The organism is Streptomyces purpurogeneiscleroticus, from assembly GCF_020024005.1.
GTDB classification, from domain to species: Bacteria; Actinomycetota; Actinomycetes; order Streptomycetales; family Streptomycetaceae; genus Streptomyces; species Streptomyces purpurogeneiscleroticus.
This window is the reverse complement of record NZ_NHSG01000447.1, coordinates 1-11,429: the sequence shown is the minus strand read 5'-3', so window position 1 is coordinate 11,429 and position 11,429 is coordinate 1. Positions and strand designations below refer to the sequence as shown.

At 70.6% G+C, this 11,429-nt stretch carries 8 protein-coding genes and 1 tRNA gene; 4 read left to right on the top strand and 5 right to left on the bottom strand.

Translation table 11 applies throughout. The annotated features are described in order from the left end of the window. The coding region (locus tag CCS38_RS33035; protein WP_223737026.1) for a sensor histidine kinase at positions 1-1,316 on the bottom strand (1,316 nt) is incomplete at its 3' end. A gap of 263 nt (positions 1,317-1,579) precedes the next feature. On the opposite strand from CCS38_RS33035, the gene CCS38_RS33030 reads away from it, so the two are divergent. Next, positions 1,580-2,800 carry a GTP-binding protein gene (locus CCS38_RS33030; RefSeq protein WP_223737024.1) on the top strand — a complete coding sequence of 407 codons (1,221 nt, stop codon included), beginning with the start codon at positions 1,580-1,582 and terminating at the stop codon, positions 2,798-2,800. 225 nt (positions 2,801-3,025) lie between these two features. On the opposite strand, the gene CCS38_RS33025 is transcribed toward CCS38_RS33030, so the two are convergent. Continuing rightward, a complete protein-coding gene (locus tag CCS38_RS33025) occupies positions 3,026-5,476 on the bottom strand; it encodes a phosphoketolase family protein (RefSeq protein ID WP_223737022.1) in 2,451 nt (816 codons plus the stop codon). 212 nt (positions 5,477-5,688) lie between these two features. On the opposite strand from CCS38_RS33025, the gene CCS38_RS33020 reads away from it, so the two are divergent. Together CCS38_RS33020 and CCS38_RS33015 are read left to right on the top strand one after the other, a co-directional pair. Then, positions 5,689-6,102 carry a hypothetical protein gene (locus CCS38_RS33020; protein ID WP_223737021.1) on the top strand — a complete coding sequence of 138 codons (414 nt, stop codon included), beginning with the start codon at positions 5,689-5,691 and terminating at the stop codon, positions 6,100-6,102. A 140-nt stretch (positions 6,103-6,242) separates the two neighbouring features. Beyond that, positions 6,243-6,638 carry a DoxX family protein gene (locus tag CCS38_RS33015; RefSeq protein ID WP_223737019.1) on the top strand — a complete coding sequence of 132 codons (396 nt, stop codon included), beginning with the start codon at positions 6,243-6,245 and terminating at the stop codon, positions 6,636-6,638. Between the two features lie 7 nt (positions 6,639-6,645). Here the strand turns inward: CCS38_RS33015 and CCS38_RS33010 are convergent, their stop codons facing one another. Next, positions 6,646-7,365 (bottom strand): DUF4232 domain-containing protein, encoded by a 720-nt coding sequence (locus tag CCS38_RS33010; RefSeq protein WP_223737017.1) that lies wholly within the window; start codon positions 7,363-7,365, stop codon positions 6,646-6,648. A gap of 238 nt (positions 7,366-7,603) precedes the next feature. On the opposite strand from CCS38_RS33010, the gene CCS38_RS33005 reads away from it, so the two are divergent. Beyond that, positions 7,604-8,245, top strand: a complete 642-nt coding sequence (locus tag CCS38_RS33005) for a YceI family protein (RefSeq protein WP_223737016.1) — start codon at positions 7,604-7,606, stop codon at positions 8,243-8,245. A gap of 329 nt (positions 8,246-8,574) precedes the next feature. On the opposite strand, the gene CCS38_RS33000 is transcribed toward CCS38_RS33005, so the two are convergent. Next, positions 8,575-8,748 carry a hypothetical protein gene (locus CCS38_RS33000; protein ID WP_223737015.1) on the bottom strand — a complete coding sequence of 58 codons (174 nt, stop codon included), beginning with the start codon at positions 8,746-8,748 and terminating at the stop codon, positions 8,575-8,577. Positions 8,749-10,884: 2,136 nt separating this feature from the next. Then, positions 10,885-10,958, bottom strand: a tRNA-Gly gene (locus CCS38_RS32995). Positions 10,959-11,429: the final 471 nt, after the last annotated feature.

The window sequence follows — 11,429 nt, the reverse complement described above, 5'->3', positions numbered from 1 at the left end:
TCGGGGACGGTGGGGTGCCGGCCGGTGGTCTCCCGCGCCGCGCCGGCCCCGGAGGCGGGTCGGGCTTCACGGGTGGCGGGCCGGTCCTGCACGCCGGTTTCGTGTGCGTCGTTGCGGTGCGAGTGGCGTGCGTCGGCTTCGTGCGCGTCCCGTTCGTGCACCTCGCGCGCCTGCGCGTCGTGCGCGGCCCGCAGCCCCGCGACAGGTACGTCGGGCTCGGCGGGGCGGCCGGCCGGCTTGGGCGGCGCCTGGGTGACCAGCTGCTGCGGGATCAGCACGACCACGCTCGTACCGCCGCGGGCCGACGGGCGGAACGAGACGGTCAGGCCGTGCTTGCCGGCCAGGCAGCCGACGACGGCGAGGCCGAGCCGGGTGCCGGACAGCGACATCAGGTCCAGCGTCTTGGCGGACACCGCCGCCTCGGCGCTGCGCAGCGCCGTCTCGGTCATGACCAGCCCGCTGTCCTCGACGCTGACCACGATGCCCGCCTGCGTCTCCTCGACGTACACGTGCACCGTCGAGGTGGGCGGCGAGAAGGAGGTGGCGTTGTCCATGATCTCGGCGAGCGCGTGCATCACGCCCTCGGCCGCGTGCCCGGCCACCGCCGAGGTACTGCTGCTGTGCAGCCGCACCCGCCGGTAGGCGCTGATCCGGCCCATCGCGCCGCGCAGGATGCTCTCCATGGCGATCGGCTTGTTCCAGCGGCGGCCGGAGCGGGCGCCGGTCAGTACGGCGATGCTGTCCGCCAGCCGGCCCGCCTGCGCGGTGGTGTGGTCCAGCTTCAGCAGGTCGCCGAGGACCTCCTCACCGTGCCGGTGCTCCATCTCGCGCAGGTCGGCGAGCATGCTGGTGGCCAGCGCCTGGACGCGGCCCGCCGCGCTGGCGCAGGCGGACATCGCGGCGGCGCGCATGCGCTCGCCGCGGCCGACCTCGGTGGCCAGCGTCTCCACGATCCGGCGGTGCGCCTCGTCGGCGGGCATCACGGTGTGGCCGAGCGCGGTGTCCACGGAGGCGCCGTCCCGCAGCCGGGCCACGACCGCGGGCAGCGTCTCGTCCGCGAGCCGGTCGGCGGCGGCCTCCATGTCCGCGATGCGGGCGCGGTGCCGGGCGGTGGTGCGCACGGCGTACACCGTGATCGCCAGCAGGACGCTCAGCACCACCGCCACCGTGCCGCAGCCCCACGCCAGCCAGGTGCGCAGCGCCACCGGGCCCGCGAGCACCGCCCACAGGACGGCGCCGCCGGTCACGAAGAGGGCGGCGAGGAACGCGTACAGCGCCGCCACGAGGGGCGGTCGTGCGGGTGTCTGAGCTGTCATCAAACGGGTCCTCGGGCGGTCGCGGCATCGCAAACGGGCCCTGCGGGCGCAGGATAAGCGAAGATCGGAAGCACCCTATCCGCTTCCTACTGGCGAGCAACTTCCGCGTGACGACAATCTTTTGACGTCATGTCCGTGCCGGTATTCCCGGTGCGTCACCAGGTGTGCCGCATCTCGTGGCGTACGGACGCCGCCCGCTCCGTCCGCGCGGCGCCTTCGCGACCCCTTGTTGAACATGATTATCATCTGCTACCGTCCTCGGCATGAACCACACGCCGCCGGACGGCCGGCTGCCGGTCACCGTGCTCTCCGGTTTCCTCGGCGCCGGCAAGACCACGCTCCTCAACCACGTGCTCGGCAACCGCGAGGGCCTGCGCGTCGCGGTCATCGTCAACGACATGAGCGAGATCAACATCGACGCCGCCCTGGTACGGGACGGCGCCGCGCTCTCCCGTACCGAGGAGCGCCTGGTCGAGATGACCAACGGGTGCATCTGCTGCACGCTCCGCGACGACCTGCTCGAAGAGGTCGAACGGCTCGCCCGCGCCGGCCGCTTCGACTACCTGCTCATCGAGTCCAGCGGCATCTCCGAGCCGATGCCGGTCGCCGCGACCTTCGCGTTCGCGAGGGATGACGGCGCCACGCTCACCGACATCGCGAACCTGGACACGATGGTCACGGTCGTGGACGCGGTGAACTTCCATGACGAGCTGGGCCGCGGCGACGACCTGGTGGAGCGCGGCCTGGCCCCGGTCGAGGACGACGAGCGCACGGTCAGCGATCTCCTGATCGACCAGGTCGAGTTCGCGGACGTGATCCTGCTGAACAAGACCGACCTAGTCTCCGCGGGGGAGGCCGACCGGCTGGAGGCCACGCTGCGGCGGCTGAACCCGGCGGCGCGCGTGCAGCGGACCGTACGCGGTCGGATCGACCCCGCAGAGATCCTGGGAACCGGGCTGTTCGACCTCGCGAAGGCCGAGCAGGCGCCGGGCTGGGTGGCCGAGCTCAACGGCGACCATGTGCCCGAGACGGAGGAGTACGGCATCTCGTCCGTGGTGCTGCGCGACCCGCGGCCCTTCCACCCCGGGCGGCTGTGGGACCTGATCACCGGGCCGCTGGACGCCGGTACGTACGGCAATGTCCTGCGCTCCAAGGGCTTCTTCACACTTGCCACCCGTCCCGATGTCACCGGGCTGTGGTCCCAGGCGGGCGCGGTGGCCCGCTTCGAGCCGTCGGGCGTGCACGACCACGGCCATGACCACGAGCACGGCCACTCCGCAGCGGAGCACGGAGCCGACGACCGGCCCGCCGTGCAGGGCCAGGAGCTGGTCTTCATCGGTACCGGGCTGCGGGCCGACGCGCTGCGCGAGGCGCTGGCCGACGCCCTGCTCACCACCGGTGAACTGGCCGACGGACCCGTGGCCTGGGCGGCGTACGACGACCCGTTCCCGGCCTGGGACCTGATGACTGTCCCGGTCCCCTGAACCCGGAGATGTCCGGCGGGCCTGGCAGCCCTCGTCGGGCATCTCCGTAGACCGGCCGGCGGCGGGCGCCGGAGGACTGCGGTCCGGCGCCCGCCCCGTCCGTCCCCCGGCCGGCGCCTGTCCCGCCGGTCACGCGGCCGGCTTCCGCCAGCCGGCCACGCGTCCGACACCGGCACCTTCTCCTGCGAGGCTGCCGGTGTTGGCGCGTCTCTACGGGGGCGCGGCCTAGTACGGCCACTTCCAGTCCGCCACCTCCGGCAGGTCCGTGCCGCGCTCGCGGATGTAGGCGTGGTGGCGGGTGCGGGCGTCCTGCATCTCCTGGCGCAGCGCCGTGGCCCGTACGGCGAGGCCCGGCACGCGGTCGATGACGTCCATGACCAGCCGGTACCGGTCCAGGTCGTTGATGACCACCATGTCGAACGGGGTGGTCGTGGTGCCGTGCTCCTTGTAGCCGCGCACGTGCAGGTTGGCGTGGCCGGTGCGGCGGTAGGCGAGCCGGTGGATCAGCCAGGGGTAGCCGTGGTACGCGAAGATCACCGGCCGGTCGGTGGTGAACAGCGCGTCGTACTCGGCGTCCGTCATGCCGTGCGGATGCTCCCCGCTGGGCAGCAGCCGCGCGATGTCCACGACATTGACCACGCGTACGGCGAGGTCGGGGAGGTGCTCGCGGAGCAGCGCGGCGGCGGCCAGCACCTCCTGGGTCGGTACGTCGCCCGCGCACGCCAGCACCACGTCCGGTGCCGCGCCGCCGCGCTCGGTGCCCGCCCAGTCCCATACGCCCGCGCCCCGGGCGCAGTGCGCGATCGCCTGGTCCATGTCCAGCCAGTCGAAGGTGGGCTGCTTGCCCGCCACGATGACATTGACGTAGTCCCGGCTGCGCAGCGCGTGATCGGCCACGGAGAGCAGGGTGTTGGTGTCCGGCGGCAGATAGACCCGTACGGCCGGCGGGTACTTGTTGAGCACGTGGTCCACGAAGCCCGGGTCCTGGTGCGAGAAGCCGTTGTGGTCCTGGCGCCAGACGTGCGAGCTCAGCAGGTAGTTGAGCGAGGGGATCGGATGGCGCCAGGTCAGGTCGCCGGTGGTCTTCAACCACTTGATGTGCTGGTTGACCATCGAGTCGACGATGTGCACGAAGGCTTCGTAGCAGGAGAAGAGGCCGTGCCGGCCGGTGAGGAGGTAGCCCTCCAGCCAGCCCTGGCAGGTGTGTTCGGAGAGGATCTCCAGCACCCGGCCGTCGCGCGCCAGGTCCTCGTCGGTCTCCAGCAGCTTGTCCTGCCAGTTCTTGCCGGACGCCGCGTACACCGCCTGCAGCCGGTTCGACGCGGTCTCGTCCGGGCCCACCAGGCGGAAGTTGCGGCTCTCGGCGGTGTCGGCCATGACCCGTTCCAGCAGCTGCCCGAGGACCTTGGTCGGCTCGCGCAGCTCGGTACCGGGGTGCTTCACCGGTACGGCGTACTCGCTCAGCGGCGGCATCGGGAGCGAGCGGGTCAGCCGGCCGCCGTTGGCGTGTGGGTTGGCGCCGAGCCGGCGCGCGCCCTCGGGGACCCAGCGCAGTACGTCCGGACGCGGCGCGCCCCGCTCGTCGAACAGCTCCTCGGGGCGGTAGGAACGCAGCCAGCGATCCAGTTCCCGCAGGTGGTCGGGGTTCTCGCGGGTGGCGGCGAGCGGGACCTGGTGGGCGCGCCAGGTGCCCTCGACGAGCTTGCCGTCGACCTTGCGCGGGCCGGTCCAGCCCTTGGGGGTACGCAGGACGATCATGGGCCAGCGCGGCCGTTCCTGCGGTGCGCCCGAGCCCTCGCGGGCGGCCCGCTGGAGGGCGCCGATGCGGTCCAGCGCCTGGTCCATGGCGGCGGCCAGCGCGCGGTGCACGGTCTCCGGCTCGTCGCCCGTGACGTAGACCGGGTCGTGGCCGTAGCCGCGCAGCAGCGCGTCCAGCTCCTCCTCGGGGAGCCGGGCGAGCACCGTCGGGTTGGCGATCTTGTACCCGTTCAGGTGCAGGATCGGCAGTACGGCACCGTCGTGCACCGGGTCCAGGAACTTGTTCGAGTGCCAGGAGGCGGCCAGCGGCCCGGTCTCCGCCTCGCCGTCACCGACGACGCAGGCCACCAGGAGGTCCGGGTTGTCGAAGGCGGCCCCGTACGCGTGCGAGAGCGAGTACCCCAGTTCGCCGCCCTCGTGGATCGACCCCGGCGTCTCGGGCGCGACATGGCTGGGCACCCCGCCGGGGAACGAGAACTGCTTGAACAGCCGGGCCATCCCGGCCTCGTCCTGCGCGACGTCCGGGTAGATCTCCGAGTAGCTGCCCTCCAGCCAGGACCCGGCGACCACCGCGGGGCCGCCGTGCCCGGGCCCCCAGATGCACATCGCGTCCAGGTTGCGTTCGACGATCACCCGGTTGAGGTGGGTGTAGACGAGGTTGAGGCCGGGCGAGGTGCCCCAGTGGCCGAGCAGCCGGGGCTTGATGTGCTCCGCTGCCAGCGGCTCCCTCAGCAGCGGGTTGCTCAGCAGGTAGATCTGGCCCGCGGCGAGGTAGTTCGCCGCCCGCCAGTGGGCGTCCAGCGTCCGCACGTCCTCGTCGGACAGCGCGGCACCGGACCGTGCGCCTGCGTCGCGGGACGCCGCGCCCGCCCGCTCGCCGCTCTCCGCCGCCGTTCCGGTCCCCGGTGCATCCCGCATGAAACAACCCTTCTCCGGCTTTCCCGTCGAACCGACCCTTCCCATGCTGGGATCCGGGGCGCCACCCGGCAACGCAGGATCGGGCCGGTTACGCGGTACCCGTGACCTGGAGAGGAATGCGTACGGATGCGGACCTGCTCCCGTACCGTGCAGACGGAGAAGGGCGCGCGGAGACCCGCGCGCAGCCGCTGCACGCAGATGGGGGACGGCCGATGGATCCGGAGATCGCGACGCTGGCGGGGACCGCCGGCACGACGCTCGTCACGCTGATGGCCACGGAGGCGTGGCAGGGCGTACGGGAGGGCGTCGTCGGACTGTGGCGACGGGCCCGGCCCGAGCGCGCCGAGGCCGTCTCGGCCGAGCTCGAAGCCGCCCGCGAGGACCTGCTCGCAGCGCGCGACGCCGCCGACGACGAGACCGAGGACGAGCTGCGCCGGGACTGGCAGGGCCGGATCCGCCGGCTCCTCGCCGCCCGCCCGGACGTCGCCGACGAGTTGCGCGCCCTGCTCGCGGAGGTCACCCCCGACGAGCCCGCGTCCGCCCCGGTGATCACCCAGCACGCCACGGCCTCCGGCTCGGCCCGCGTCTACCAGGCGGGCCGCGATCAGCACATCCACGAGCGGTGAGGCCGGTCACGGCAGTTCCGTGAGACGGTCTGCCGGACCGTGAGGCGGGTCACGGCGGGAGCGCCCGCCCTTTCCCCGGAACTTACTCCGGAGTAATGTCGCGCTTCCTCGGCCCGCTCCCGGCCCGTTCAGGAGGCGTCATGTCCCGTACTGCCGACCGCACCGCGCGCACCGCGCGTTCACCCAGGCTGCTCGCGGGCCTGCTGGCCGGCGCCGGTGTACTGCATTTCGCGGTGCCGAAACCGTTCGACGCGACCGTGCCCCGGGCCCTGCCCGGCTCGGCGCGCGGCTGGACGTACGCGAGCGGCGTGGCCGAGCTGGCGCTGGCGGCCGGCGTGGCCCACCCCCGGACCCGGCGGGTGGCGGCGCTGGCCACGGCCGCCTTCTTCGTCGGCGTCTTCCCGGCGAACGTCCAGATGGCCGTCGACTGGCGGCACCGCCCCGCGCCGCTGCGCGCCGCCGCCCTCGCCCGCCTGCCGCTGCAGGCCCCGCTCGTCCTGTGGGCCCGTGGCGTCGCGCGCCGGGAGAGCCGCTGAGCGGGTATCAGGAGGCGCCCACCGGGTTGACGAACGTGCCCGGGCGGGTGGCGCCCGACTGGTCCAGGATCGCGCCGCCGTAGGGCCACTTCAGCTCGAAGTGCTGCTTCTCGTTCGGCGGGGTGACCACGACCGTGGCCGGTTCGAGCTTGCGGTCGTCGTCGCGGGTCGAGGGCAGCAGCTGGAAGGTGAAGTGGGTGTTCGCACCCGGCTTCAGCGTCACCGGGACGGGCTTCTTCCCGGAGCGCCGCAGGTCCCAGGTGGTGCCGTCGGTGCCCTTGAGCTGTACGCCCGGGAAGCCGCTGATCGTGCAGGCAGCGCTGCCGTTGTTCTTGAACCACACGGTGGCGGTTTCCTGCTGGTCGCTGTTCATGTCGGGGCGGCCGCCGCCCTCGGAGCCCCAGCCGGCCGTCATGCTCGCCGTGGTGCAGCGGGCGGCCGAGCTGTCCGTACCGTCCGTACCGGACGCGCCGCCGCTCCCGGTGGCCTGCTGCCCGCCGGACGAGGCGTCCGTACCGGATCCCTCGGCGGAGCCCGTGTCCGTCTGCGCCGCGGAGTCCTTCGACGCGCCGTCGGCCGACCCGGCGGAGCTGCCGGCCGACGCCGACGAGTCCGACCCCGCGGCGCCGGACTCGCCGCTCTGGCAGGCGGTGAGGGCGAGCGCGGTGGCGGCGAGCAGCGCGGCCGCGGCGGCCTTGCGGCTGTGGCGACGGGTGCGGTGCGACATGGTGTCCCCCTGGTGGTGGCGTCGGTGCGGCCGGTCCTTCCGTTCCGCGCCACCCACACTCGCCGCCCCCGCTGCTGATCCACTAACACCGCGCTAACGTCCGGCGGGCTCGCGAGTACGGGCATGCCACCCGGCGGCGCGGGCGCCGCCACCCTTCACCGGCCTTCACCGGATTCTCGAATTCCGGCCGTTGAACAGGGGTTGCGCCCATATTTACTTTGAAGTAACAACGTGCTCCATGAACTTGTTCGGCCGCAGCTCCTCCTCCCGCCGCACGGTGGCCCCCGCCGCTCCAGCCCCCTCCGACCTCGCAGTTCTGCCCGACCCCGCCTTCGCCGCGCTCACCGGCGAGTGGATGATCGACCCCGCGCACAGCAGGATCGGCTTCTCCGTACGGCACGCCATGGTGACCACGGTGCGCGGCGCCTTCACGGCGTACGAGAGCCGCCTCTACTTCGACGGCCGCGACCCGGCCCGCTCCGAGGCACAGATCACGCTGTCCACCGCCAGCATCGACACCGGCGTGGAACAGCGCGACGCGCACGTGATCGGCCGCGACTTCCTGGACGCCGCGAGCTACCCGCGGATGACCTTCACGAGCACCGCCGTGGAACTCGCGGACGACGACGTCTACCGCATGACCGGCGACCTCACCATCAGGGACATCACCCGGCCCGTCGTGCTGGAACTCACCTACATCGGGCACGTCACCGACCCGTTCGGATACGAGCGCGTCGGCTTCGACGGCACCACGACCATCAACCGCACCGACTGGGGCCTGACCTACAGCGCCAAACTCGCCCAGGGCGGCGCCATGGTGAGCGAAAAGGTCCGCCTCCAGTTCGACATAGCCGCCATCCGGACCTTCCCGGTCGACTGACCGAGCCCCAGTCGCGGCGCCGGCGAGCGAGGACCAAGGGGGCCCGGCCCGCACAACAACAAAGGCCCAGGTCTCTGACCTGGGCCTCAACTCTGGAGCGGGTGACGGGAATCGAACCCGCGCTCTGAGCTTGGGAATCACGGGTGATCCACGGCTAATTAGGTCGCTGACCTGCTAGGACGTCCGCCAGTGAGGCCCAAGCGGAAGCGCTGCCGAACCCGTCATTCACCGCCGTTCCCCGATGCACCGGGCACGCGTCGGGCACACGGTGTCTCCGGTACCAAGACCCTGGTGGCCGTGCGGTATGAGAGCCGACAGGCAGCCGGGCCTCAGCTGTTGCAGGCCGCAACGACGCCCAGGATCAGCAGTGCCAGGACGAACATCACGATGCAGCCGCCTACTGCGCTCTCCGCTTCCTGGATGACCCCTTTGGGCTTCGGTCGTGACTTCTCGTAGTCCTGGATCCCTCGTGCTACGGCACGCCTGATCTCGTCCTCATCCATGCAAGCATCCCCCTAGCCGCGATCACGCGCCCGCCCGTTCGAACTGCCATGGACAACCTAACGGGTGAGCCAATGGGCGATCTTGAAAACTGTCGTGGCGGCAACGTCACCGTGGGTTCAAATCCCACAGCCTCCGCACTGAGAAGGCCCCTGACCAGCAACTCGGGTCGGGTGCTCCTGCCTTGAGAGTTATCCGCCGCTGCTCGCGATTCCTCTGCTACTGGATCAACTTCCCGTGGTCGGTGTTGCCTGTAGTACGTGAGGCGGGCGAGGCGATCACCCCGCCAAAGGAGGCGCTGTGACGGGGAGCAAGGCGTCACTAGGATTCGGTGTAGACCCGAGCGCGCACGGGTTGTCAGTGCCGACCGATATGCTTCTGCCGTCCACTTCCGGTCCATTACAAGCTTCGGACCCCAGGGCCGAAGACCCCGCAAGGCACACGGGGTTGGTACGACCGGACTGGAGGTGAGGCATGGCAGATCTGCGGAAGCCGGACGATCAAGAAGAGCAGGAGCGCGAACCGAGGCGAGGCCCTACGAAGGCTGAGATCTTGGTCGCGCTGTGCTCCGCGATCGCGGCACTCGCAGGCTGTGTGGAGCAGCTGGCGCGGTAACGCGCCAACCGTGAGGCGGTGAACCGGACGATGCCAGACCCAAGCAAAGCGGGTCCGGCCTCTAAGAGATCGGCCGGACCCGCTTAACGACTCCACGCATGAGCCCGGCCCTGGTCTAGCCCACCGGGGCCGGGCTCCTCTGCTTGGAGCCCGTTCTTGGGTACCCACTATGAGGAAGGGTGCCCCCCGTTTTCATTGGGGTCGCAATGAACTATATCTCGCTGAGCCTCCCCGAGACTCCCCGTTCCTTCCACGTTCCTCCCCGTTCCTTCGGCGTTCCTCCCCTTTGCCTGCACGGTTGGCGTGCTCGGTAGTGGCGTCCACGTCCTCTGACCCGGTACGAACTTCCGCCAGCGTGTCGCCCGCGGTGGGATGATGCTCGGTTCGTAGGCGCGACACGCTCCTCAGCCCCTATGGCGCCGCGTCGAGTGGAACGCCTACGAACCTTCGCCACGTCGCGCCAGCAGATAGCTCCCCCTCGACCAGGTACTCCGCGTCCGGTCCGCTCACGCTGGAGCATCCGTGACGGTGGCGGTGTACGGCGGCCTGCCCCATGCCGGCGTTCTCGTCCAAAGTGCTCGGCCGCCCCGACCCCACCCCTCCCGTAGCCTGCCTTCTCTCAGGACTACGACCTATGGGGTGGTCGGCAGCGCGCTTGCCACGTAAACCGCTCACCGCTTCCGCCCCCCTTCACCACTTCCTCTCCCGCACTCTTCTCGCCGTCCCCGGGGCTCCCCTATGGGCACGCTCTGAGTCACGGGCCTCGGTGGAGCTGCTTCGATGTGCTGGTGGTGGGCTTCCGCCTGGTCCTGGTGCGGCTGGGCGGTGGTGTCGGCTGGTGGGGATCGATGCTCGTTCCGGTGCAGCTTTTGGGCGGGACAAAGCGTGAAGCGAATTACCCCGCGGCTACTTCAGGTGGCGCGGGGCCGGGGCCGGGCGGAGCGGGCCGGAGGCAGGAGCGGCGCCCGAGTACTGTGCCCGCGCCGGCCCGCAGTGCCGACCGGTGGGGTGTAATTCGTAGCGGTGGCTGTCGAAGCCATTGGCCTGCACGCCGGATGCCGAAGGCAAGAGCCCCCGCCGGGCCAGAACCTACGGCCGCACGGCTTCATGGGTCATGCCGTGCTGCCCGGCCCCCATGGAAGGTGACTGTTGGCCTCAACCGATGCCCATGGTCTTCAACGGCGAGTCTCAGTGATCGGCGCCAGGTAGGCCCGGCAGGGAATGGCATCCTCAGCGAGAGCCCCAGGAGTGATCCCTCCCCCGCCTCCTACCCGGCCGAAGGACGGGGCTTGATGAGGTAGAAAAATCTGTAACAGCTCCCTGCCTCACCCGCGAAAGTGGCTACGCGTCGAAGTCGTACTCAAGCACGTAGGAAGCGGAGTCGAGAGTCATCTCGTTGATCTCGACAGGTGAAGGCCAAGGCGGCTCGCGATCAAGAGCGATCGGGCACGCAACGGGCACGGAACGCTTAACCCGGTCCAGACAACAACAAAGGCCCAGGTCTCCGACCTGGGCCTCAACTCTGGAGCGGGTGACGGGAATCGAACCCGCGCTCTGAGCTTGGGAAGCTCATGTTCTACCATTAAACTACACCCGCGTGACCGCCTGATCTTGCAGGGCGGTGCATCGTCGCACACTGTACCTCATCCCCAGCCTCCGGTGTATTCGGCCGTGAGGCTTTTGTCATGTCCGGGTGCGACGCGGGGCGGTAAGCGGGTGCGGGGTGCGGGAGTTGAGGCGTACGGTGGGGACTCTTCCCCGGTTCGGCATGCCGCTTGGGAGTGCGCCCAGTTCATCCCCTAATGTGGCTTTTGTTGTCCATGCGTTTGGGAGAGGGACTTGATGGAGCGCACCGTCGTCCGTTGTGCCGAAGGGCACGTGTTCAGCACCGCTTCGTTCCCGATGCAGACCACCGACCGGCTCGGCCCCGGTCGGCTGCTGCGGTGCCCGCGCTGTGCGCGGTTGCGCCACGCGGTCCCTGTACAGATGGAGAAGCGCTAGCGAGGGCGGTGAGGGCCCGGTCCCCGGAAGGGGGCCGGGCCCTCACGGCTGTCCAGGCGGGGGAAGG

Excerpts from the sequence above, each read along its gene's own strand:
- CCS38_RS33030 (WP_223737024.1), top strand. The coding sequence starts at position 1,580 with ATGAACCACACGCCGCCGGACGGCCGGCTGCCGGTCACCGTGCTCTCC.
- CCS38_RS33025 (WP_223737022.1), bottom strand. The coding sequence starts at position 5,476 with ATGCGGGATGCACCGGGGACCGGAACGGCGGCGGAGAGCGGCGAGCGG.
- CCS38_RS33020 (WP_223737021.1), top strand. The coding sequence starts at position 5,689 with ATGGATCCGGAGATCGCGACGCTGGCGGGGACCGCCGGCACGACGCTC.
- CCS38_RS33015 (WP_223737019.1), top strand. The coding sequence starts at position 6,243 with ATGTCCCGTACTGCCGACCGCACCGCGCGCACCGCGCGTTCACCCAGG.
- CCS38_RS33010 (WP_223737017.1), bottom strand. The coding sequence starts at position 7,365 with ATGTCGCACCGCACCCGTCGCCACAGCCGCAAGGCCGCCGCGGCCGCG.
- CCS38_RS33005 (WP_223737016.1), top strand. The coding sequence starts at position 7,604 with ATGAACTTGTTCGGCCGCAGCTCCTCCTCCCGCCGCACGGTGGCCCCC.
- CCS38_RS33000 (WP_223737015.1), bottom strand. The coding sequence starts at position 8,748 with ATGGATGAGGACGAGATCAGGCGTGCCGTAGCACGAGGGATCCAGGAC.